Here is a 24,999-nt window from a genome sequence, read left to right as displayed (position 1 = left end):
AAAAAGATGCGTTTGTTAGACCATTACTTTTGTTCAAAGTTACTAAACAAAAGAATACTATGCCAAAATTACCATCATGGCTGGCCAATACAATGGAAAAAGTGATCAGCAATAAAATATATCAAGTAGAAGTTGTAGAAACTAAAATGTTAAGCAGCAATTTAAAGTGCGTTACCTTTAAAGGCGATTTTTTTGATGCTGAATTTATTCCGGGAATGGAAGTGTTGTTTAGGGTTAATGCCAACGAGTACCGGCATTATACCCTATCTGCCTTTGATCAAATGAACGAAACCTGCGAGGTTATCTTTTATTTAAACAGACAAGGACCCGGGCACAGCCTTGCCGTGAACATTCAGAAGGGAGACATTTTAAAACTTATTCTAGACCGCGCGAGAATTAAATACAAGGAAGAATCTAACCAGCATTTCTTTTTTGGTGATGAAACCAGCCTGGGTTTGTACGAATCGCTTGGGAAAAAAGTAGTAGATGAGGATGTAGAATATTTTGGCATTTTGGAGCTACAGGAAGAAAACCTTTGCTCAGTTGAACAGTTAAAACTGTTGATTGATGCGGTACCTTCTGATGTGGATACTCCGGCCAAAAATGCCATCAACTGGATGGAAAATATGCATCCTATGTGCTGGGAAATGTGGCAAAATGCTACGTTTTACCTTACCGGAAGAGCGAAATCAGTACAGCAATTTAAACGTTACTTAAAGCAAAGAGGTGTAAGTTTTAGGCAGATTATTACCATGCCATACTGGGAAATGGGTAAAATTGGTGGGGCTTAGGTTGATGCTATCTGGGGAAGGTAAAGCCAAAACCCAGCGCTAAAGTTTGGTTTGCCTGTATTTTATTGGTGCCGGTATCTTTATCGAACAGCAGTACACCAGTTAAACTGGTGTTCATAAAGCGATTGATTTTTGCCGTTAATGCAACATCTAAGCGATGATCAATATTGCTCATTTTAAAATCCTGATAAGGAATGAACATCTGATAACGTGCTTTAAGATTTGTATTGGTAAATATATCCTTATCAAATGCACTTACTATCTGAAAAGCCAGTTCGTTACGTACTTTTTTGCCATACTCTACCCCAAAAACAGTAGCTTTTGGTGGTTTGGTATTATCAACCGGATCAAGAAAAAGCTTTTCATCCAAAACAAAAGTCTGGCGTGCAGTACCTGTACCTATACGGGTAGAAAAATATTTAACAGGTTTATACTCGAAACCGATAGATTCTGTTAAATAACCTGGACCCATAAATTTTGAAATCAGCGTAGCGGTTTCTTGACCGTTTGTGACACTGTAAGAATAACCGTTATCGAACTGGGATTCAAAACTTAACGATCCGAAGAAGAACCAGCTTTTAGAAAGTTGGAAAGAAGCTTTATTATCCCAAAAAATACGGTCGTTGGTTTTCTTTTGCAGCTGATCTTTATTTTTGATTTTACCATATTGCAAAACAAGTTCGCTTACATAGCTATAGCTGTCTTTGTTATATTCTGCCTTCCAGTTTAATAGCCCTCCAACAGCCACAGAGTTGGTACCGCCACCTTTCCAGTTGTTACTGAATTGGGCCTGGTTAATATTGATGCCGATGTTGGTTCTTGTTTTCCAGTAATTAATCTTAGCGTTTACCACCAAAGGCTTAATTTTTACAGGCTCAAAGTTTAATGGTCCCTGCCTGCTTGGCAACGGACTACGCTTTAACTTTATATTCAGGTCTTTTGTATTGATCGGAATAGTATCAATTTCCTGTGCATATAATTTTGTAGAGCAGAAACTTAGAATCAGGATTATGGCAGCTAAACAGTTCTTCATTATCTACAAAGAAAAAGAAAAATTTTAGAGATAAAAAGCATTTAACAAAATGATTACCAGAACGGCAATTGAAGCTAAAGTGAAAGCAGCAGTTTCACATCTTTTTGATCCAACCATACCAATTGCCATTTTTTAGGTAATTTAAGTCGGTTTCATAATCGTAAGCCTCTTTCTCAAAAATAATGTTCCGATAGGCGAGATCGTGTTTTTTGTATCTGATCAGGTTGATCAGATAGTTAAGCAGGTATAGGGTATAAAATGGGAATACAAGTAATTCTAGCTGTTGGCGCAGATGGATTTTCTCGTGATTAATAATCTCCGGATCGTTTTTAAGCTTTGCCGATTTTAGCAGGATAAACGGAAAGATTGCCATACCCGCTGCCGGAAGTTTTTTAACGATCAGTATGGGCGCTTTCACAACTTATCGATCGTTATTTTAGGCAATGCAGGTAATTGTAAGGCTTTGGGATTTAGCCTGTAGCTTTTATAGGCATTCCTGATAAAAAGATTAAATGCATAATCTGTTGCATCTAGTACAAATTGATAAGTGGGCCGATATTGCTGCATAAAATCTGTCAGTTCAGCATCTTTTATACCTAATACCTGACTAACCAGGCTGGCATTGAAACGATAATCAATCAACTCTTCCCGATAATCTTTTTCGAGGATTTTTTGAAGGTGACGGGCATTTCTACCTTGTTTGCTTAATAGGTTATAAATGGCATCGATACCTAAACCAACACCACCATTGCCTAAATTCAATAAATCTTTACTACTTCCTTTCATGGTTTGGTAACGATATTCCTGAACATTTTTTTCGTATTGCTGCTGTGGGCTTAATTTTTTTTGCTGAATAACTACATCGCGCAATCTGATGCCTAGTGATCTGAGCTGAAAGTATGCGGCTGTTTGTCCTTTAAAAACAATAGTATCTACACCGTAGCCTGATAAAGCTGCAACCAAGGTATCGCCCGGTAGTGCAAAGGTGCTAAATTCGCCTTTCGTATTGTTGTATAAACCATCACCTGTACGGATGTTATAAATATAAACCTTGGCCAAACGCTGTTTGGTTTCTTTATCAATAACAATTCCCTGCACAGGTTTATTTTGTGCGTGAAGCAACGTAGTGAAGCCCAAAGCAAATATAAAGGGAATAAAAAACTTCATTAAGCTACAAAACTACAAATATCTGGCAGGCTATGTTTGTACTTAACATTATTTAACCTTAAGTATCTGACCGAGCTTAATAGCATCCGTACTCATTTCATTCAGCATTTTTAACTGATCGACTGTTAAATTAAAGCGTTTTGCAATATTATAGAGCGTATCTCCTTTAACAACGGTATAAGTACCATCGGCAAGAATGGGTTTAGCCCCTGCTGGTGGAGTTTCAACTGGTGTAAATTTAGCTTTTTCCTGAGGGATATTCTGGTTGATTTCTGAAAACACGCGATCTTCGCGGGCAATCTTCTGTTTTTCGTTTTCCGATTGATCGTATTGGTAAAGCTGGTATTTTTCAATGGTGTTGATTAACAGATCAGGATATTTTGGATTGGTTGCATAACCTGCTGTTTTTAACCCCTGCGCCCAACTTTTGTAATCGTTTTTATCTAACTGAAAAAGAAAACTATAACGTTTGCGTTTTAAAAATTCAGAGTGATCCCTGAAAGATTCGCGGGCATCTTTATACACCCTAAAACAGTCGTTTTTCTGGTCATCATCCCGGAAATAGTTTTTCCCTTTCCAATCCGATGTACACTTAATCCCAAAGTGGTTGTTCGCGTATTTAGCCAGATCACTATTTCCACTGCCCGATTCTAAAATTCCCTGCGCCAGGGTAATACTTGCGGGGATGCCATTTGCATTCATTTCCTCTACCGCCACACCCTTAAACTCATCAATATAACTTAAAGTATTATAGCTTTTGTACGAATTGTTATTGGCTTTGTTGGCTGCCTTTTCGATCTGTTTGTTGTTTTTAGAAAATTTCCGCGTACCGCAAGAGCTAAAAAAGATGAGTATTGCTGCTATAAAGATGTAATGGTTATATGAACGCATATGGGGTTAATTGTTTAAATCGGTTAACGGGTTAATTGTGAAACTGAATAAAGCTAATTGTTGGATTCGACCTCGGACTCATGGCTCAAAACCGTAATTTTTGTCCTGGTTTTAAGTTTGCCTTTTTAATGCCGTTTTTCTGCATGAGGGACTTCACGGTTGTGCCTTTCTTTTTGGCAATTATACTCAGGTTATCGCCAGATTTTACGGTATAACTTTTTGTTGTTCTTCTGTTTTTTGCTCGGTGGCTAACAGGTGCTGCATACACTGGCTCTTCATATCCCTCTGGCCGCTCATCGTATTGATAGAGTTCGTATTTTTTAATTAAGCCAATTACCTGGTTGGCCCAGCTTCTACTTCTGGCGTAGCCACAGCGGCGGATTCCATAAGCCCAGCCTTTGTAATCGTATTGATCATATTTTTCAAAAAGATTATTAAAAGGCTCTCGGGTTTCCATAATCTCTACAAAATGGCTGTAAGATTCATCCGCATTTAAATAATCGCGGTAAGATGACCGTATTTCCGCATTGTTGTTCGGGCCTTTTACTCCAAAGTGATTATTAAGGTGTTGTGCTATTTTACTGCTTCCGGCAGCCGATTCATGTATGGCAACAGCTAAAATAACACTGGCCGGAATTTTATGATCGTGCATTAAGCCCTGCGCATATTCTACATGCGCTGCAATATATTCTTCTGTGTCTTGTGCCTTCGCAATAATTGCTGTTAAAAGGAGCAGACAAAAAGTAAAAATTTTCTTCATTTCTTTTTTGGTTAATAGACTATGGTATAATGGTTGATCACTTTGGCTTATCGGCCATCAGCCATTAACTATACGCCATCATCATTTCTTTCTGATCACAAACAAACCATCCCGAACAGGTAATATCAATTTCTCAACCCGTTCATCTGCAGCTATTTTATCATTAAAACTAGTAATATTTCTGGTGTCTTTATCCTGTTTCTCCTGAAGTACTTTTCCACTCCATAGTACATTATCAACAATAATAATCCCGCCTGGGCGAACGCGATCAAAAATAAGATCGTAATAGGTGCCGTTGTTTTTCTTGTCGGCATCGATAAAAACAATATCGAAAACTTCATCTAAACCCGCTACTGTAGTGGTAGCATCGCCAAGGATATAGTTGATCTGATCATTAAATGCAGATTGGGCAAAGTTATGGCGAACCATATCTTCCAATTCTTCATTAATATCCAGCGTATACAATATGCCATCTTTGGTTAATCCTTCAGCAAGGCATAAAGTGGCATAACCGGTAAAAGTGCCGATTTCTAAAATCCTTCTAGGGGAGATCATTTTGCTGAGCATGCTCAAAACCCGGCCCTGATAGTGGCCAGATAGCATACGGGGCATTAAAACTTTAAGGTTAGTTTCGCGATCTATCTGTTGAAGCAGTTCGCTTTCAGGTTCGCAGTAGGCAATTAATAAATCTTGTAAATCGTCGTTTATCAGGCTCATTTGTTGGTTATAAACGGTTACTTTCCATAAAATATTGTAAAATGATGGTTGCGGCAATGGTATCAACCCTATCTTTATCCCTTCTGTCCATTTTTTTTTAAGCCACTCTGCATAATGGCCTGATGGGCAAGCTTAGAGGTAAAACGCTCATCAACCCAGTGCCTTGGGATATCAGGGAATGATTTTTTTAACAGTGTAGCAAAACCTTTTACATGTTGTGCGGATTCGGATGGAGATCCATCCATCTGTTTAGGATCGCCGAGTACAAAAGCCTCCACCTGCTCGGTAAGCATGTACTTTTTAACATACTCGATCACATCTTTCGGATGCACGGTGTCAAGCCCTGTTGCAATAATCTGCAAAGGATCAGTTACCGCAATGCCGATGCGTTTGGTTCCATAATCAAATGCGAGGATACGTGCCATAAAAATAATTAAGCGTAGGGTGTTTGGTGCAAAGCGTTTAGTCCCGTTTAAAAAATAAAAGCCAAAGGTAAGGTTTTTGAAATAATCAATAAACCAAGATTAATGTTGAGGCAACGCGTATGTTGTTTATGGTAAAAATTGATGGTTTCATTTTTTGTAAAGCAAAGCCTGTAGTACTTGGGTATATACGGTCCTGCTGTAGGATGTCCGCTCTCCCATCAGGTTTAGTTGATTCAGGCCTGTACGGTTTGGGTGAAGTTGGTGAGCATATTATATCTGGATATTCTGGTTTTAAAGGTTTATTTCCGAAGAATTACTGATTTAGTTAAATAAACCTGATAGAACGAAAAGCCCGCAGCGTAGCGAGGACTTGAAGAGATAGCAGGGCTTTCGGAACCGAAACGCACAAGACCTTGCTTTTCAAAATAATATTGACCGGATAAGCTACAGAAGTTATGAGCTTTATTTAACATTTAACACTAAAAAATGTGTTTCAAAAGTAAGATCGTAATGACGAATGTGTGAATCTCATATCTATTTCTTATTTTGCACCAAATGCAGTTTAAAGAAATCATCGGACAGGAAAGAGTGAAGCAACAATTGGTGCAAACGGTTAAAGAAAACCGCATTAGCCATGCGCAACTATTTTTGTCGCCTGCTGGTTCTGGCGCTGTACCGCTGGCTATTGCCTATGCACAATACATCAATTGCCTCAATAAAGGCGAAAATGATAGTTGTGGCGAATGTTCGAGCTGTAGAAAATACGAACGTTTAATTCATCCCGACCTGCATTTCTCCTATCCTTTTTTTGCCTCGGCAAGTGTAAAAACGGCCGTTGATGTATTGGAAGAATGGCGGGGCATGTTAATGCACGATCCTTATTTCGATATGGATATCTGGCGCTCTAAACTCGATGCTGCCAATAAACAGGCTAACATTAACATTGCCGAATGCCACGATATTATTAAGAAGCTAAGTTATAAGGCTTTTGAGGCCGAAACCAAGGTTTTGATTATGTGGTTGCCCGAATATTTGGATAAAGCCGGAAATGCTTTGCTGAAATTAATTGAAGAACCGCCTGCAAATACTTTGTTTATTTTAATCGCCCAAAGTCAGGATCAGATTTTAACTACCATTTTATCCAGAACGCAAATTGTGAAAATCCCAAAACTTTCGTCGGAAGAGGTAACAGGATATTTATTAAATGCGAGTGGATTAAGCGAGCATCAGGCTATTGATTATTCATTTCTCGCCGATGGAAATTTAATTGAAGCAAAAGCACTGGCAGCAGATACGCAAAGCGATAGTTCTGGTACATTTACGGCCTGGCTGAGGATGGGATTTGGCAATAAAGTGCCCGACCTGATCGATTTTACCGATGAAGCAGCCAAGTGGGGAAGAGAAAACCAGAAGAATTTTTTAAAATATGGCGTAAATTATTTACGCGAATGCTGTTTAATTTTGAGCGGAGCCGAAGAGTTGGTGAAATTACCTCCCCTAACCTTCGAAACGGCCAAAAAACTCAGCACACATGTACTTACCTTGCCCATGGCAGAGGCCATAATTGGCGAACTGGAAAAGGCACATTACCACATTGAAAGAAACGCAAACCCGAAAATTCTGTTTTTAGATGTATCTTTACAATTGGTAAAAATTATCAAGTTTAAAACGCTCCCTGCGGGGACTCAATATATATACAATTAATATGGGATGTGGAAGTTGTTCAACAGGTGGTGGCTGCACCCCTAATGGATGCAAAAGTAATGGCTCATGCGGCACCGGTGGTTGCCAAACAATGGAAGTTCACGATTGGCTGTCTAATTTGGATATGCCTTCTAATTATAAACCTTTTCAGGTTACAGAAATCAAATTTAAAGGCTCACGTAAAGAGTTTTTCCTCAATAACGATAACATTTACCTCGAAATTGGGGAACTTGTTGCCGTTGAAGGGCCAACTGGTGGTTTTGATGTAGGGCACGTTTCGCTTACGGGTGAATTGGTGCGTATCCAGATGAAACGCCGCAAAACTGCGCTTGATCAGGTAACCAAAAAAATCTACCGTAAGGCTACAGAGGCTGATGTGGAGAAATGGAATGCCGCCAAAGGGATGGAATGGGAAACCATGCATAAAGCCCGTAAACTGGCGCTCGATCTCCGTTTGCAGATGAAAATCAGTGATGTAGATTACCAGGCTGATAAAACCAAAGCAACATTTTTTTATACTGCCGATGGACGTGTGGATTTCCGTGAGCTGATTAAAAAAATGGCGGAGAGTTTCCGTATCAGAATTGAAATGCGCCAGATCGGGATGCGCCAGGAAGCTGGCCGTTTAGGTGGGATTGGCTCCTGCGGCCGCGAATTATGCTGCTCTACCTGGTTAACTAATTTTAAAACAGTTTCTACAGCTGCGGCGCGTTATCAGAACCTCTCGTTAAATACATTAAAGCTTGCTGGCCAGTGCGGTAAATTAAAATGCTGTTTAAACTATGAGCTTGATACCTATTTAGATGCATTAAAGGATATTCCGGACAGGATTGAAAACCTGGATACAGAAGCGGGTTATGCTCGTCATCAAAAGACAGATATTTTCAAAAAAATTATGTGGTTTAGTTACCAGGGCGATGAAAACTGGATTCCGGTTAAAGCAGCCAGGGTAAAAGAAATCATGGCCATGAACAAAGCAGGCAAAAAAGCACCTAATTTAAAAGAAGAAGCCGTACAGGTTGCTGTGCCTGTGGTAATAGAAAAATCTTTCGATTATGAAAATGTAGTTGGTCAGGATAGTTTAACCCGCTTAGACGAACGTTCTCGTGGCAAAAACAACCAGAATAAAAACAATAACCAGAAAAACAACCGCAACAATAATCAAAATAGAAGGGAAAGAGTACCAGCCGGAGAAAAGAACGCTGGAGCTAATAACAGAGCTCAGCAGCCTCAACATGGTGCACAGAAAGCTCAACAAGGCGGAAAACAACAACCTAACGGATCAAAACCGCAGCAAAATGCAGGTCAAAAGCCCCAACAGACTGTTCCGAAACCACAGCATGTTAATGGACCAAAACCTCAAAACAATAAGCAAAAACAGCAGCCACAAGCACAAAAGTCTGTAGTAAAAGCTGAAGGAAGTGTAGCGGCAGAGGGTGTTAAGCCAGAGCAGAGCAAAAATAAGAATAGAAATAACCGTAGGAAAAATAACAACCGCCGAAACAATAATAATGGTTCAGAAAATAAACCTGCTGCTGAATAAAAAGCATATAATTTTGCTTGGCTTTTTATTGATGGTTACATTATTTGTTGGCTGCACGGCCAGCGTAATTGATAGCAATGTAGAAATTGCCAATCGCAGGTGGACTTACCGTAATCATATTTCGACAGCATTTGAAATAAAAGACAATACCAAAGCCTATAATATTTATTTCAAGCTAAGGCATACCGCAGATTATAAATACGCCAATATATTTATTCTTGCCCATTTTAAGGATGGTAAAAAAATGATAACCAAACGTTATCAATATAAATTGGCTAAAAATGATGGCGAATGGTTGGGTAGTGGTTCTGGAAACGTGTTCAGCTATAGTTTACCCATGCTAACCAATTATCATTTTCCGAGAAATGGCAAGTTTGAAATCGAAATTGAGCAGAATATGCGCGATAATCCACTTTTGGAGGTAAGTGATGTCGGTGTTTTAGTTGATTTGGCTCAATAATTTGTTTATTTCTTGCCTGGGATTTAATTTTTGCATTTTTTCGATCGTTTGTCTTTAATTATTTACATGAAAAGGGTACTTTTTTAGTACTTTGTTCTTTATCAGGTAGTTATTGTGTGAGAATGTGTGATAAAATTGTTATTATTGTTTATAAACCTATACACTATGATAAGAATTTTATTCAAAAACACCCTCGCTATTCTCCTTTTTCTAACGTCGGCCCAATTATTTGCGCAAGGCTTAAAAGGTAAAGTTACAGATTCGGCCGGCCTGGCTATACCTGGTGCAACTATTCAGGTAGTTGGCTCAAAAATTGGAACATCTTCCGATGGAAATGGGCTCTATGCCTTAAAATTTACGTCAGCAGGAGCTTATAAAGTCCGGATTTCTTTTACTGGTTACCAAACAGCTGAAGTAGCCGTTCAGATTGATAATACTGTAAAAACGATGGATTTTGTACTGCAGGATGCGAAAGAACTTTTAAGTGATGTAGTTGTGGTCGGATCAAGATCAACACCAAGAACGAACATCGAAAGTGTGGTCCCCGTTGATCTGATTTCTACAAAAGACGTTAAAGTATTTGCGCAGACAGATTTAACGCAGATTTTAAACTTTGTAGCGCCATCTTTTAGCTCTAACCGACAAACCGTTTCTGATGGAACGGATCACATCGATCCGGCATCTTTACGTGGTTTAGGACCAGATCAGGTCTTGGTTTTGGTAAACGGAAAACGCAGGCATACTACAGCATTGGTAAACATTAATGGTACTTTCGGACGGGGTTCTGTTGGAACCGATTTAAATTCTATCCCGGTTTCGGCGATAGAACGCATTGAGGTGTTACGTGATGGTGCTGCGGCGCAGTACGGTTCGGATGCTATTGCCGGGGTAATCAATATTGTGTTAAAAAAGGTAACGCCTTATAGTTTCTCTACCTCTTTTGGCCAATCTTCTTCAAGTGCCTTAGGACGCGATTTTAGCGATGGCAGAACTTTTCAGGTTGATTTTAGCAAAGGCTGGGCATTTAAAAACGACAAAGGTTTCATTAATTTTGCGGCACAATACCTCCAAAGGGGCTATACGAACCGGGGTGGTTTAGATACCCGTCCATTATTGTATTCTGCAAATCCAACTAAGGGTTCGACAGAAACAGAAGCCGATTTTCAGGCCCGTTTTGCCAGTTTAAAAGCTGCCGATGACGCCAGGGCTGCAGCAAATGGTTTAGATAGAAACAACATGCGTGTAGGTAATTCTGACTCCAAAAACGGTGGAGGGTTTTTAAACGGGCAGTTCAATTTTGGTAAAACTACCCAATTGTATTATGCAGCAGGTTTTACCCATAAAACGGGTAGTGCAGCGGGTTTTTATCGTTTGCCAACACAAACTACTCAGATAGATTTGTCGATCTACCCTAACGGGTTTTTACCATTTATCGATACCAAAATCAATGATTATTCATTTTCTGCAGGTTTAAGAGGTAAAATAGGCACCTGGGATTACGACCTAAGTAATACAAGTGGAGAGAATACCATTGAGTTTAATATTGACAACACGGTAAATGCCTCTTTACCAACAGGTACAAGCCCTACTTCATTTTATGCTGGAGAGTTACTATTCAGACAGAACACCAGTAATCTTGATTTAAGCAAAAAGCACACTTTTGACGGTGGATTTTTAACTTCGTTAAATACTGCTTTTGGGGGAGAATTTAGAATAGATAACTATCAGATCAAAGAAGGCGAGCTGTTATCCTATTCAAATGGTGGAAGGTTGATCGGAACATCCCCTACTGCATCTGGCGCACAGGTATTTCCTGGTTTTAAGCCTAGCAATGCGCTGGATAAATCGCGGCATAATGTTGGAGCCTATGCCGATTTAGAAGCTGAATTTGGATCAAGGGTAACCTTAGAAGCCGCTGGCCGCTATGAAAACTACAGTGATTTTGGTTCAAACTTCTCTTATAAATTTACAGGTAAGATTAAGCTTTTTGGAGATGTTTCATTGCGGGGAGCTTATGCAACCGGCTTTAGGGCTCCTTCATTACACCAACAATACTTTAATAACGAGAGTACACAGTTTGTTGGCACAAACGCAACCCAGGTTTTAACAGTAAATAATGCAAACCCTATTGTTGCCCAATTTGGTGTTGGTGCATTAAAACCTGAAATTTCTAAATCGGGAAGTTTAGGCTTAGCAGGCAAAATAGCCAAAACCTTTACTTTTACCGTTGATGCTTATAACATTGATATCAGCGATCGTATTGTTTTCTCCAGCCAATATGCCCGCGAGCGTTCTGGCGGGGTTTTAGTGCCAACAGGTGTGGTGAACCAGATTTTAAACACGGTAGATCCAACGGCACAAATTAACAGCGTACAGTTTTTTACCAATGCCATTACCACCAATACTGCCGGGATAGATGTGGTTTTAACCAATAGGTTCAATTTAGGTGCAAAAAGCAGCTTAATTTTAAGTGTTGCCGGAAATGTAAACAAAACCGTGGTGAGGAGTATTCAGGGCTCTGACAAAATTGAAAGTGATCCAACTTTAAAGGCTAAATTATTCGATCGTTTGGAACGCTCTCGTTTCGAAAGTTCCGTACCTAAAAACAAGTTAAATATTACCGCAACCTATAATGTAAGTAAATTATCATTCGTGGCAAGAACAGTCCGTTTTGGAGAGGTTACTTATTTAAATGCCATCGATCCAAATATCCCTGCCAATGGTTTACCAGTTCAATTGGATCAAACTTTTGCCCCGAAATGGATAACTGATTTCTCTGTAAGTTACGCCGCAAGCAAAACCTGGTCTGTTACGGTAGGAGCCAATAATATTTTTGATGTTTATCCTGATAGATTATATATCAATCCACGTAATAATGAAAATAATTTGAGCGGAGACGCTGCCAGTAATTATTCTGGGGGATTAGACAACACCTCGAATGGTAGATTTTTGTACTCAAGAGCCGTTAGTCAGTTTGGCTTTAATGGCAGGTATGTTTACGGAAAAATTGCCTGTACGTTTTAACAATATTTAAATTAATTAGCTGTCTCAAATAAATATAATTGTTCCAGTGAAAATTATATTTAGACGTATCGTCATTTCCAACCCGGTAGCTATCAGGTTGATTGGGAATCTTAATGCTAATGGAAGCACACATTAAGATTCCCGCATTCGCGAGAATGACGTAAGGTGAATAAAGTTTTGATAAGAATACAATTCAATTTGAGACAGCTTTTCTTTTAGAAGAAAGGGCTATAAATACTGCAGCAAACTTTCCAGTTTCATTCCTCTTGATCCTTTTAGCAGTACTAAATGATCCCGAACCGGATTTTCCTGTAAGTAAGTGGCGGCCTCGGCCGGGGTTTCGAAAAATGTACCTTTAAAATTGTCTTTAAATATAAAGAAATCCTTCCCTATAAAAATGAGTTGGTCTAAACCACTTTCATTAGCTTGCTTTGCAATAAGTTCGTGCTGGTCAGGTGACTCAGGGCCTAATTCGAACATATCACCCAAAATGGCAGTCTTTTTATCAGCCGATAATACTGCGATATTTTTCAGTGCAGCGGTCATGCTGCTTGGGTTTGCATTATAAAAATCGCAGATTACAGTATTCTTTTCTGTTTTGGTTAATTGAGAACGGTTGTTTTTCGGCTGATAATTCGATAAACCGGTGTTGATCTCTTCAGGGCTCATGTCGAAAAAATCACCAATACAGATGGCTGCCAAAATATTTTCGAAGTTATAACTTCCTGTTAAATTGGTTTTGACTGAAGAAGAAACGTCATGGTTGGTCCAATCCACTTCGATAAATGGATCGCTGCTTTTTAACTCCCCTTTAATGGTATTGCCGTTTTCTGTTCCATAATAAATCAGTTTATTCAAGCCTGCGGCATTGCTCATTTCAAGCAAGTATGGATTGTCTCTATTGATAAAAGTATAACCATGGGTTTCTTTTAAATAGGCGTAAAGCTCAGCCTTTCCCTTTTTTACGCCTTCAAATCCGCCGAAGCCATCTAAATGGGCCATGCCCACATTGGTAATGATGCCATGGGTAGGCTGCGCAATGGTACAGAGCAGTTCTATTTCTTTTTGGTGGTTGGCACCCATCTCGATTACTGCAATCTGCACATCATCCGTAATGGATAATATAGACAATGGAACGCCGATATGATTGTTTAAGTTACCGAAGGTGGCAAAGGTTTTATATCGCTCTGCTAAAACCGCATTTACCAACTCTTTACTCGTTGTTTTACCATTGCTCCCTGTTAAGCCAATAACCGGAATACTAAGTTGTTTACGGTGATGGCGTGCCAGATCCTGCAAAGTGCTTAACACGTCTTCAACCAGCAGGCACTGATTGTTTGTAGCATACTTTTCTTCATCTATAACAGCATAAGCTGCGCCTTTTTCAATTGCTTGAGCGGCAAATTCGTTGGCATTAAAAAGATCTCCTTTAAGCGCAAAAAAAATACAATCAGGGGTAATGTTTCTGGTATCGGTAGAAATAACGTTGTGCCTTAAGTAATGCTGATAAAGGGTTTCTGTACTTGTCATTTTAAATAAATTGCGAAAGTAAAATTACGAATCAAGCCCAAATAAAGCACTCTTTTTCTAATCTTCATTATTTCTTCATCAATTTCCTTTCAAAAGGCGCTACTTTCATTGTTTATAAACGAATTGCGTCTGTTTTTTAGCATCACTTTTCGATCATTATTAACTAAACTAATTTATATCATGAAGAAACTACTACAAAGTTTGTTCATCCTGTTGCTATTTGTATCTGTTGCAATGGCACAAGAGAGAACCATTACGGGTACGGTTACCGCTAAAGAAGATGGTACACCGATTCCTGGGGTAAGTATTAAGGTAATCGGCACTAATATAGGCGTGTCAACTGGAGCAGATGGGAAGTTTTCACTGAAAACTTCATCAGGGGCAAAGAGTTTACAATTTTCATCTATCGGATTTTCAACGCAAACCGTTAATATCGGCGCTTCTAACGTAATTAATGTTGTGCTGGTTACTGATTCTAAAGTTTTAGGTGAGGTGGTTGTTACAGCTTTAGGCATAAAAAGAGAGAAACGCACACTAACCTATTCTACCCAGGAAGTTAGCGGAGGTGCTTTGGTAGATGCAAAAGAAAATAACCTGGTTAATGCCTTAGCTGGTAAAGTTGCCGGTGTTCAGATTACAAACTCCAGCGGCGCGGCAGGGGGGTCATCAAAAATTGTAATCCGGGGTAATACTTCATTAACAGGAGAAAACGGAGCCCTTTTTATTCTGGATGGTGTGCCGATTGATAATTCTGAGGCTGGTAATCCAGATGGTGCATTAAGTGCCGGAGGAACATCAAACCGTGCCATTGATATTGATCCGAATATTATAGAAAGCGTAACGATATTAAAAGGTGCAGCGGCAAGTGCATTGTATGGTGCTGCTGCAGCAAGAGGTGTTGTAATTATAACGACTAAAACCGGTAAAGGAAAGCCATCGGTAACCCTAAGTTCTGGCGTCACTTTTGATAATCCTATTTTGCCAGAATTTCAAGACAAATATGCTCAAGGCAGTAAGGGCGTTTATGTTGATGGAAATAATGGTCAGCTAAGTTCATCTTCATGGGGACCACTTATTGATGGTTTAATGGTAAATGGACAACCTGTTGAGAAACATGATCCAAGAAAGGAGTTCTTTAAAACAGGTTTTACCACAGATAATACCTTAGCGGTAAATGGTTCAACAGACAATTCTACTTATCTAGTTTCTTATTCCTATCTAAAAACGAATGGAACGGTACCGTCTACGGATTTTGGAAGACATTCATTATTTACGAAATTTTCGAATAAAATAACAAAAGATATCACTGTTACCGGGCAGTTTAACTATGTTAATTCTGTAAATGACCGCTTGGCGGAAGGTAATGGATTGGCTAGTCCTTATTGGACTGTTTATGCGGCCCCTATCTCATGGAATCCGTTCCCAACTACAAATCCAGATGGATCACAGCGTGTATACAGAGCGGCCAGGAACAATCCATATTGGTTGGTAGATAATACTAAGTTTGTATCTGCAGTTAACCGTTTTTTACCTGTACTTACAGTAAATTATAATCCTTTGCCATGGTTAACCATAACTGAACGCGGTGGTGCTGACATTTACAATGATAACAGTAACTACCATGAGGCACCAGGGATAGTAGGTGGAGAGTCTGCAGATGGCAAAATGTATAACCGTGAAATAAATTACAAACAGTTTAATAATGACATTATTGTAGAGGCCAAAAAGAACTTTAATGAAGATTGGTTTGCTAGCATACTTTTGGGGAACAACATTCTAAGTAACTCTCAACGGGTTGTGTTTGATAAGGGTGTAGGCTTATCTGTTAATGATTTTTATAACATCAATAATGCTTCCACTCAAATATCTTCTATAAATAATTATACTAAAAGAAAAATTGGTTATTATGCACAATTAACAACCGAGTATAAAAGGATGATATCTTTGTCGTTAACAGGGCGTTATGACGGTACTTCGGTTTTAAGCCAGGATAAAAATTATTATCCATATGGCTCTGCATCTGCTGCATTTATATTTACCGAACCGCTTCATTTAGATGATAATGACGTTTTAAATTTTGGTAAGATCAGGGTTTCTTATTCTTATGTAGGAAACGATAACGTAGGGCCATATGCTTTAAATACCACTTATGTACATCCAGTAATTTCGAATATAGAATTTCCTTATCAAGGTCAAAATGGATTTTTGCTAACCAATACTTATGGTGATCCAAATCTTAAAAATGAAGGATTAAAAGAGTTCGAAACAGGGATTGAACTAAAAATGTTTAAAAGTAGATTAAGTATAGAAGCTACCTATTTCGACAAAAAAAGTGTTGATTTAATTACCACTACTCCAATTACGCCATCATCAGGTTTTAATGCTGCTACCATCAATGCGGCAAGCATGTATAATAAGGGTATAGAATTAGTCTTGAATGGTACTCCTATTAAAACGAAAGATATTACGTGGAATATCGGTCTTAATTTCTCGAAAATAAAGAATGAAGTTACAGAAATTGGCCAGGGCTTGGAGAATATACAATTTGCAGGCTTTACAAACCCAGGTATTTTTGCCTATAAAAACCAACCTTACGGTGTAATATATGGTTCGAGGTATAAAAGAAACGGCGATGGTAAATTATTGATCGATGATAATGGATATCCGATTATTGACGATCAACTTGGTGTAATTGGAAATACAACACCAAAATGGAATGCAGGTTTAACTACAAGTTTCACTTATAAAGGATTGAGCTTGTCTGCCGTATTCGATATGAGGTATGGTGGTGACGTTTATAATTTAGACGGTCATTATTTAGATTTTTATGGAACGACCAAAAAAACTGAAGACAGGACAGCGACCAAAGTATTTGATGGTATTAGAGAAAGCGATGGGGCGGTAAATACAACTGTAGCTAAACTCGATCAGGGGTATTATCAAAATAATGAAAGTGTTGTAGATGAAACCGGCGTAGAGGATGGTACTTATTATAAATTAAGACAAGTGACATTGGCTTATAACTTTAATCCGGCTTTTTTAAAGAGAACACCATTTAAAGGATTAAGTATATCGGCCACAGGCAGAAACTTATGGGTTTACGCCCCTCATTATACAGGATCTGATCCAGAAGTGAGTTTGTATGGAACGGGTAACGGCGCAAGTTTTACCAATTTTGTTACCCCAACAAACAGGAGTTATAATTTTGCAATAAAAGCAACCTTTTAATCTAGAAAAACCATGAAAATTATATATTATTCAATAGTCACTGTATTGCTGCTTTCTTTTACGGGCTGTAAAAAATTTTTGGATATCAATCAAGATCCCAATAATCCTACAAAGGTGCAGGAATCATTGATTTTATCTCCTGTTGAGCTTTATACCACTACGCAAATTGCCGCTGGTTATCCATCGGTTACAACAGCTTATTGGACACAACAACTGGCACTAAATCAAGAATCACCCAATATCGATACTTATCGCATTACCCCGACAGATGTAAACAATACCTGGAGTTTTGACCTTTATCCTGCTATCTTTTATAATTTACGCACCCTGATCAGTAATGCCGATCAGAAAGGTAGTACTGCTTATTCAGGTGTTGGCAAAGTGTTATTAGCCTATAATTTAGCTGTTTGTACCGATTTATGGGGCGACATTCCATATTCACAGGCATTTCAGGCACTAAATGGCACAAAACCAATATATGATTCCCAAGAAAGTATCTATAAGGTTATTCAAAGTACACTTGATGATGCTATTGCTAAACTAAGCAGTACATCATCTGGAAAAGCTATTGGTTCTGACGATTTTATTTACGGCGGAAATTTAGGTGCGTGGAAGAAATTTGCCTATACGCTTAAGGCTCGATATTATCTGCGTTTGAGTAAAGCGGCGGGTTATAGTGCTGCCACCCAGGCCGATTTGGCCCTTGCAGCACTACAGAATGGTTTCGCTTCAAATGCGGATAATGCTTCCATCACTTATGTAGGAACGGCAAAAGCAGAAAATCCCTGGTATCAAAATACATTGCCAGGTGCCGGTGGTGTTGTTTTGTCATCTTATCTTGTTAATATTTTAAAAGCGAATAACGACCCAAGATTGCCAGTTTTAGCAAATCAAGGTTCGGGTAGCAATTATATTGGTAGAACGAGTGGTACAGCGGCAGCCACAGACCCAACCATATACGCTACTGTAGGAACATTTTATGGCGGGTATATTGATGGGAATGATAGTGGCTCAGCTGCTCCCGTATTCCTGGCTACTTATGCTGAAGCATTATTTATTAAAGCAGAGGCCACACTTTATAAATCAGGGGCCGCTGCAGCAACGCCGATATATAACAGTGCGATTGGAGCACACATGGATATGTTAAAGGTAGCTGCTGCAGATAAGGCTACTTATCTTGCTGCTCATGCAACACTTGATGCAACTACCCCTTTAAAAACGATAATTGGCGAAAAATACATTGCCGATTTTTTATCACTTGAAGTGTATAACGACTGGCGAAGAACAGGATATCCTGCCTTATCTGTAGTTCAAAATGCCTTTAAGCCTTATATTCCACAACGTTTTCCTTATCCATCTCAAGAAATCACTTCAAACCCGCAACCTCAGCAAAGTATAGCTACCTCTACTAAGGTTTGGTGGGCCAACTAATTTTTTTAAAAGGCGATCCGATTTTCGGGTTGCCTTTTTTGTTTTTTGGGCCTTGGTATCCGTTTTTATAGTGATTTAACCACAAAAATGATATAAACGCAGCTGCTCAAAATCAAGATTATTTTATGTATAATTGATTCAACAATTAATTTTTCATGAGATACGTTCTGTTTTGCATTGCATTATTCATTAATCTAAGTGTTTATGGCCAAATAAAAAGTCCCGATGATTTTTTGGGATATGAGTTAGGCGCACACTTCACTCCTCACCATAAAGTAGTCGATTATTTTAGGCAAACAGCTGCAGCAGCTCCAAAGAATGTCAAATTGATAGAATATGGTAAAACCAATGAGGGCAGGCCGCTGATGGCGGCAGTTGTTTCTTCTGCAGAAAATATAACTAGACTGGAACAGATTAGGAATAACAATTTAGTTTTGGCAACGGGCACGAATAATAATAGTGTCGATTTAACAAATCAGCCCGCTATACTTTGGTTAAGTTATAATGTACATGGTAATGAGGCAAATTCTACTGAAACTTCCATGAAGATGCTTTATACCTTAGTTTCGGGCAATAATAAACCTGCAACAGATTGGTTAAAAAATACAGTGGTGGTGATTGACCCTTGTTTAAACCCCGATGGAAGAGACCGTTATGTGAATTACTTTAATAGTGTGGTGGGAAAAACACCCAATTCTGATCCCTTGTCAAGAGAACACATCGAGCCATGGCCGGGCGGTAGACCAAATCATTATTATTTCGACTTAAACCGAGATTGGGCCTGGCAAACCCAAATTGAAAGTCAGCAAAGGTTAGCGCTATACAACCAATGGATGCCTCAGGTGCATGTCGATTTTCATGAGCAAAGTTATAATGAGCCTTACTATTTCGCACCGGCGGCAGAGCCGGTTCACCAAGATATTACACCTTGGCAAAAAAGCTTCCAGGTGGTGGTAGGTAAGAATAATGCCAAATATTTTGATGCAGAAGGCTGGCAGTACTTCACCAAAGAGCGTTTCGATTTGCTATACCCCTCCTATGGCGATACTTATCCTTTATATAATGGATCAATCGGCATGACCTATGAACAGGGCGGAATCAGGGCTGGATTATCTGTGGTAACCAATGACGGTGATACGCTAACCCTAAAAGACCGTATAGCACACCACTTTACAACGGGGATGTCGACCCTTGAAGTAACCTCTTTAAACCATAATAAATTATTAGAGGAATATAAAAAATATTTCCAGCAGGAATTAGCCAATAGTCCGGGCGTTTATAAAAGTTATATCATAAAAGCGACTAATTTATCCCGCTTAAAAAGATTGGCAGAACTGCTAACTAAAAATAAAATCGAATTTGCCTTTGGTAGTGATAAAACCGGAAGGGGGTACGATTATGATACCCAAAAGGAAGAAAATTTTAGCATCGCCCGTAACGATTTAATTGTTAATATTCAGCAGCCAAGAGCAGTTTTGGCCAATGTTTTATTAGAGCCCCAAACCCTTGTAACCGATTCTAACACTTATGATATTACCGCCTGGGCCCTTCCCTATGTGTACGGATTAAAGGCTTATGCCAGTAAAGAAAGTATAAAAGGGAAGTATTCAGCGATTGAAGAACCAAAAATAATCAATAACGAGGTGGAGAAACCCTTAGCCTGGTTGTTTAGCTGGGGAACAAGCGAAGATGTTCAGGTTTTAACTGCGTTGCAAAAAGAAAATATAAAAGTTAGACAGGCCGATCAGCCATTTGCTGTAAACGGTAAAGATTATCCTGCCGGAACCCTAATTGTGTTGAGGGCGGAAAACGAAAGACTGGTAAGAGGGATAAAAGATAAGCTTGCATCGATTACCAAAACCTTGAACAGGCCAGTCCAGGCCGTTAGCAGTGGTTTTGTAGAAAAAGGGAAAGATTTTGGTTCTAATGTTTATCCATTGTTAAAACAGCCCAAAATTGCCATTGTATCTGGCATGGAGGTTTCTTCTCTCGCTTTTGGCGAAGCTTGGTTTTTTCTTGAGCACGATTTAAATCTTTCGCCAATCATTATTAATGCTAAAGATCTGAATAGCCTGGATATTAATAAAGTAAACACCTTGGTTTTGCCAGATGGAAGTTATAGCCCTTTTATAGGTGATGGTTTAACGGCCTGGTTAAATAAAGGAGGAAGATTGATTTTGATGGAAGATGCAATCGAAAGTGTATTCGAGAAAAAAGGATTTGATATTAAAAAGAAGGAAGCGGTTGTAAAAAAGGACGAAAAGCCTGAAGCGAACAAACTTCTTTTCAAGGATAAGGACAGAGACGATTTCGAAACGACCATACCAGGTGCAATTTATCGGATCAACCTCGATGCTAGTCACCCGTTTTCTTACGGCTTGGGTAAAACCTACTACAGTTTAAAAACAGACCGCAAGGTTTATGAGCCTTTTGTTAAAGGCTGGAACGTGGGTTTAATTAACGAAAAAAGCTTAATGGCTGGTGTAGTTGGCAAAAAAGCAAGAGAAGACCTTAAAACCGGACTCCTTATTGGTGTACAAGATTTCGGGCGAGGCCAAGTAGTTTATTTGGCTAACGACCCGCTTTTCAGGAATTTTTGGGAAGGTGGTAAGACTCTTTTCGGGAATATCTTATTTTGTCGTTATTAGTGCATGCAATATATAGCTTGTTTTCTCCATAAGGTTGTGGTTTTCTCGCTATTTTTCTGATATTATCGCAATATTCTATATATTTTAAGCAAATATCTGGTTGTTTATCTCTTTGCGTTGTTTATTTTTAATAGAAATAAAGTATTCTAGTTATAATTGGGTGTGGTTGGTGTGGTTTTTTAGTTAAATTTCATTTTTTTCACAAAAAAATAATCTTTTTTGTGAAAAAAACCATTAGATAAGTGTTTTTTAGCTGTTTATTTCTCGATAAGAAAGAAAATTAACGCTTTTTAGTGGTCTGAATATCAAGTGTTTGATTTTTTTTGGTGCTTTTTTGTTAAAACTTGTTAAAAAAAGCTTTTTAACCTGAATCTCAACGCTTAAATTAGGCGAATCATTAACTAACCTATTTAAAACAATGAAAAAACTTCTACCGAGTTTGTTCATCTGTATGTTTTTTGCACTAGCGGCATTGGCACAGGATCGAACAATCAATGGAACAGTTACGTCTTCAGAAGACAAACTGCCAATCCCTGGAGTAAGCGTAAAAATTCAGGGAGCCACAGGGGCACCTCAACTAATGCTGACGGAAAGTTCTCCATTAAAGTCTCACCGGACGCTAAAATTATTGTATTTTCTTCAATCGGGTTTGCCACTCAATCCAAACCGATTGGAAGTTCAGATGTAATCAATGCTGTCTTATCTTCAGATGCTAAGGCTTTGGATGAAGTTGTGGTAACCGCTTTGGGCCAGGTTAGGAAGAAAAATACATTATCTTATGCGGCGCAGCAGGTAAAAGGCGAAGAACTTACACAAACACGGTCATCAAACGCCGCGTCTGCTCTATCAGGTAAAGTATCTGGTTTGCAGATTATTCAAGGCAATGCAATTGGTGGGTCAACTAATGTCGTAATCAGAGGAAATAAGTCTTTAATAGGGAATAATCAGGCGTTATTTGTAGTTGATGGTGTTCCGGTCGACAATTCAAACAATAACTCTACTAACCAGCAAGGAGGGAGGGGTGGTTATGATTATGGAAATGCGGCAGCAGATATCAATCCTGACGATATAGAATCGGTTAACGTGCTTAAAGGAGCTGCAGCGAGTGCGCTTTATGGCTCCAGAGGAGCGAATGGTGTAATTATGATTACTACAAAAAGCAGGAAGAGTAAAGGTATGGGGATTACAATTAATAGTGGCTTAACCGTCGGAACAATTGACAAATCAACTTTCCCGAAGTATCAAACTGAGTATGGTGCCGGGTATTCAAGTGGATACGAAAGCGGAGATGGCTTCTTATTGATTGATGTTCAGGGTAATGGTGTTAAGGAGAGGGTTGTTCCAACTTCTGAAGATGCATCTTACGGGGCTAAATTTGATCCAAACCTACTGGTGTATCAATGGGATGCCTTTGATCCATACTCTCCTAATTATAAGAAAAAAACACCATGGGTGGCTGCCGCAAATAATCCATCAACATTTTATGAAACAGCAATTTCTAATAACAATAATATAATATTTGATGGCGCATCCGATAAAGGGGCAATCAAACTTGGCTATACCAGAAGTGATGACCGCGGAACGTTACCCAATAGTAAAATCATTAAAAATATATTGAATTTTGGCTCTACGTACCAAATTACCGATCGGTTAACCGCATCGGCACTTGCGAATTACTCAAAAGTTGAGGGTTTGGGCAGATATGGGTCAGGATATAGTGGCTTAAATGTGAACCAAAATTTTAGGCAATGGTATCAAACCAATGTTGATATGATGGCTCAAAAGGATGCTTACTTTAGAAATAAGCAAAATGTTACATGGAATTGGTCTGACCCTTCTTCACCTGAAGGCCTTGTGGCTAAATATACTGATAATTATTATTGGACAAGGTACCAGAATTATGAAAATGATACAAGGAGCAGGATTTTTGGGAATGCGTCTTTAAATTATAAGGCAACTGATTGGCTAAATATTCTCGGACGTGTTTCTTTAGATACTTACAATGAATTTCAGGAAGAAAGGGTTGCTGTAGGAAGTAAGGGAGCAGCTTCTTATGCCCGCACGGACAGGTCGTTCAACGAAACAAATTTTGACCTTATCGCAAACTTTGATAAAAATGTAACGAAGAACCTTAATTTGAAAGCATTGCTTGGGGGTAATATCAGAAAGAGTTTGTTGAATAGCGTTTTTTCCACAACAAATGGTGGCCTCATTGTGCCTGGGCTTTATAGTATTTCTAATTCTGTTGGTGCCGTAGCAGCCCCTATAGAAAGATATGAGCCTAGAGAAGTTGACGGATTTTTTGGTGGAGCTACCCTGACCTATAATGAATTTTTAACCTTAGAGGGTACTTTTAGAAGAGATAAATCTTCTACACTTCCGGAAGGCGGAAATGCATATAACTATTATTCGGTTGCTGGCAGTTGGTTGTTCTCTAAGCAGCTAAAGGATAAAGTTGACTGGATATCATCTGGAAAACTACGTGTCAACTATGCTACAGTTGGAAACGATGCACCTTGGGGAAGTACCAAAAATGTTTATACCTCTCAAAATCTATTTGGATCAAGCATTTTATTTGCATATCCTTTTACTACAAATAATCCTTCATTGAAACCCGAAAAGACTGAAAGCAGTGAGATTGGTTTAGAGATGGCATTTTTGGATAACCGCATTGGTTTTGATGCTTCATATTACCTAACAAAAACAAAAAATCAAGTTATACCAGTTGCGGTTTCTGCTGCAACAGGATTTACCAATACCTATGTTAATGCTGGCGTGATAAGAAATAATGGTGTCGAGGTTTCATTGTATGGTTCGCCGATTAAAACACAAAATTTTTCTTGGAACATTAATGTCAATTGGACAAAAAATGACAGTAAGGTTTTGGAATTGTATAATGATAGTAGAAATTTGCAATTAGCTAGCTTTCAGGCTGGTATAAGTGTTAATGCTACTTTAGGCCAGCCGTATGGTACCATTCAGGGCAAAGATTATGTCTATAACGCAAACGGACAAAAAGTTATTGGTGCAGATGGATATTATAAAATAACATCAAGTACAACTAATGTTATCGGCAATATTAACCCAAAATGGATTGGCGGTATTTATAATAGCTTTAAGTATAAAAACGTATCCTTAGGATTCTTAATTGACATCCGTTCTGGGGGCAATGTTTGGTCATTAGACCAATTTTATGCTACCTATACCGGTATTTTACCAAATACCGTTGGTTTAAACGATCTGGGTAATCCGGTAAGGAATCCGGTAACCGATAGTGGAAATAGCGGAGGCGTTATTTTAGATGGTGTAACAGAAAACGGTCAGGTTAATACTAAACGTGTAGTGATAGACGCCAATTCTCCTACCCTTCCGCAGTCTGCATTTTCATACGATGCCAGTTATGTAAAATTAAGAGAAGCTACATTAACGTACTCTTTTCCGAAAGCCATGATTTCAAAATGGGGCCCTGTTAAAGGGATTGATCTTTCTGTTTTTGGAAGAAATTTATGGATTATACATAAAAATCTCCCTTATTCAGATCCGGAAGAGAATTTGTCTTCTGGAAATGCGCAAGGGATACAAAGTGGTGCATATCCGACAACCAGGACAATAGGGATTAATGCAAAGCTATCATTCTAATTAAATCA

The 24,999-nt window shown here is 38.8% G+C and carries 17 protein-coding genes and 1 pseudogene; 10 read left to right on the top strand and 8 right to left on the bottom strand.

Annotated elements, in window-relative coordinates:
- The first annotated feature begins 59 nt into the window (after positions 1-59).
- Positions 60-791 (top strand): ferredoxin reductase domain-containing protein, encoded by a 732-nt coding sequence (locus H9N25_RS19865; RefSeq protein WP_167295849.1) that lies wholly within the window; start codon positions 60-62, stop codon positions 789-791.
- A gap of 7 nt (positions 792-798) precedes the next feature.
- Here H9N25_RS19865 and H9N25_RS19860 read toward each other — a convergent pair whose 3' ends face one another.
- From H9N25_RS19860 to ruvX, 7 genes and pseudogenes are all read right to left on the bottom strand, one after another.
- Positions 799-1,824 carry a DUF3078 domain-containing protein gene (locus H9N25_RS19860; protein ID WP_167295848.1) on the bottom strand — a complete coding sequence of 342 codons (1,026 nt, stop codon included), beginning with the start codon at positions 1,822-1,824 and terminating at the stop codon, positions 799-801.
- A 94-nt stretch (positions 1,825-1,918) separates the two neighbouring features.
- A complete protein-coding gene (locus H9N25_RS19855; protein ID WP_223833452.1) occupies positions 1,919-2,242 on the bottom strand; it encodes a hypothetical protein in 324 nt (107 codons plus the stop codon).
- Complete coding sequence (locus tag H9N25_RS19850; RefSeq protein WP_190326997.1) at positions 2,239-2,991, bottom strand: hypothetical protein; 753 nt, start codon at positions 2,989-2,991, stop codon at positions 2,239-2,241. Before H9N25_RS19850 ends, H9N25_RS19855 begins: the two co-directional genes overlap by 4 nt.
- A 48-nt stretch (positions 2,992-3,039) precedes the next feature.
- On the bottom strand, positions 3,040-3,882 hold the full coding sequence (locus tag H9N25_RS19845) for a glucosaminidase domain-containing protein (RefSeq protein ID WP_167295846.1): 843 nt from the start codon (positions 3,880-3,882) through the stop codon (positions 3,040-3,042).
- Positions 3,883-3,967: 85 nt separating this feature from the next.
- Positions 3,968-4,642 (bottom strand): glucosaminidase domain and LysM peptidoglycan-binding domain-containing protein, encoded by a 675-nt coding sequence (locus H9N25_RS19840; protein WP_190326996.1) that lies wholly within the window; start codon positions 4,640-4,642, stop codon positions 3,968-3,970.
- Positions 4,643-4,723: 81 nt separating this feature from the next.
- Positions 4,724-5,359, bottom strand: a complete 636-nt coding sequence (locus tag H9N25_RS19835; protein WP_190326995.1) for an O-methyltransferase — start codon at positions 5,357-5,359, stop codon at positions 4,724-4,726.
- A 7-nt stretch (positions 5,360-5,366) separates the two neighbouring features.
- Positions 5,367-5,784, bottom strand: a pseudogene (gene ruvX / locus H9N25_RS19830) (Holliday junction resolvase RuvX).
- Between the two features lie 555 nt (positions 5,785-6,339).
- Here ruvX and H9N25_RS19825 point away from each other — a divergent pair.
- The 4 genes from H9N25_RS19825 (at position 6,340) to H9N25_RS19810 (ending at position 12,515) form a co-directional block, all read left to right on the top strand.
- The gene (locus H9N25_RS19825; protein WP_167295842.1) at positions 6,340-7,488 is read left to right on the top strand and encodes a DNA polymerase III subunit; all 1,149 of its coding nucleotides are present in this window, start codon (positions 6,340-6,342) and stop codon (positions 7,486-7,488) included.
- A 1-nt stretch (position 7,489) separates the two neighbouring features.
- Entirely contained in the window at positions 7,490-9,031 is a 1,542-nt protein-coding gene (locus tag H9N25_RS19820) for a PSP1 domain-containing protein (RefSeq protein WP_167295841.1), read from the top strand.
- A 31-nt stretch (positions 9,032-9,062) separates the two neighbouring features.
- Positions 9,063-9,491 carry a gliding motility lipoprotein GldH gene (locus H9N25_RS19815; RefSeq protein WP_243854039.1) on the top strand — a complete coding sequence of 143 codons (429 nt, stop codon included), beginning with the start codon at positions 9,063-9,065 and terminating at the stop codon, positions 9,489-9,491.
- Positions 9,492-9,656: 165 nt separating this feature from the next.
- Positions 9,657-12,515: a TonB-dependent receptor gene (locus H9N25_RS19810; RefSeq protein ID WP_190326994.1), complete on the top strand. Its 2,859-nt coding sequence runs from the start codon at positions 9,657-9,659 to the stop codon at positions 12,513-12,515.
- A 228-nt stretch (positions 12,516-12,743) separates the two neighbouring features.
- Here the strand turns inward: H9N25_RS19810 and H9N25_RS19805 are convergent, their stop codons facing one another.
- The gene (locus H9N25_RS19805; protein WP_190326993.1) at positions 12,744-14,045 is read right to left on the bottom strand and encodes a UDP-N-acetylmuramoyl-tripeptide--D-alanyl-D-alanine ligase; all 1,302 of its coding nucleotides are present in this window, start codon (positions 14,043-14,045) and stop codon (positions 12,744-12,746) included.
- Between the two features lie 180 nt (positions 14,046-14,225).
- Here H9N25_RS19805 and H9N25_RS19800 point away from each other — a divergent pair, with 180 nt between their 5' ends.
- The 5 genes from H9N25_RS19800 to H9N25_RS19785 all read left to right on the top strand — a co-directional run bounded on the left by H9N25_RS19800 (position 14,226) and on the right by H9N25_RS19785 (position 24,991).
- Positions 14,226-17,273: a SusC/RagA family TonB-linked outer membrane protein gene (locus tag H9N25_RS19800; RefSeq protein ID WP_190326992.1), complete on the top strand. Its 3,048-nt coding sequence runs from the start codon at positions 14,226-14,228 to the stop codon at positions 17,271-17,273.
- A 12-nt stretch (positions 17,274-17,285) separates the two neighbouring features.
- Positions 17,286-18,704 (top strand): SusD/RagB family nutrient-binding outer membrane lipoprotein, encoded by a 1,419-nt coding sequence (locus tag H9N25_RS19795; protein WP_190326991.1) that lies wholly within the window; start codon positions 17,286-17,288, stop codon positions 18,702-18,704.
- A gap of 155 nt (positions 18,705-18,859) precedes the next feature.
- Positions 18,860-21,352 carry a M14 family metallopeptidase gene (locus H9N25_RS19790; RefSeq protein ID WP_190326990.1) on the top strand — a complete coding sequence of 831 codons (2,493 nt, stop codon included), beginning with the start codon at positions 18,860-18,862 and terminating at the stop codon, positions 21,350-21,352.
- A 418-nt stretch (positions 21,353-21,770) separates the two neighbouring features.
- Complete coding sequence (locus H9N25_RS24720; RefSeq protein WP_223833451.1) at positions 21,771-22,040, top strand: carboxypeptidase-like regulatory domain-containing protein; 270 nt, start codon at positions 21,771-21,773, stop codon at positions 22,038-22,040.
- Entirely contained in the window at positions 21,953-24,991 is a 3,039-nt protein-coding gene (locus tag H9N25_RS19785; protein ID WP_223833781.1) for a SusC/RagA family TonB-linked outer membrane protein, read from the top strand. The genes H9N25_RS24720 and H9N25_RS19785 overlap by 88 nt, the downstream gene beginning before the upstream one ends.
- The last annotated feature ends 8 nt before the right edge of the window (positions 24,992-24,999 follow it).

Source organism: Pedobacter riviphilus (assembly GCF_014692875.1).
In the GTDB taxonomy this organism is placed as follows: Bacteria; Bacteroidota; Bacteroidia; order Sphingobacteriales; family Sphingobacteriaceae; genus Pedobacter; species Pedobacter riviphilus.
The sequence above is the reverse complement of the archived record's forward strand: the minus strand, read 5'-3'. Positions and strand labels throughout refer to the sequence as shown.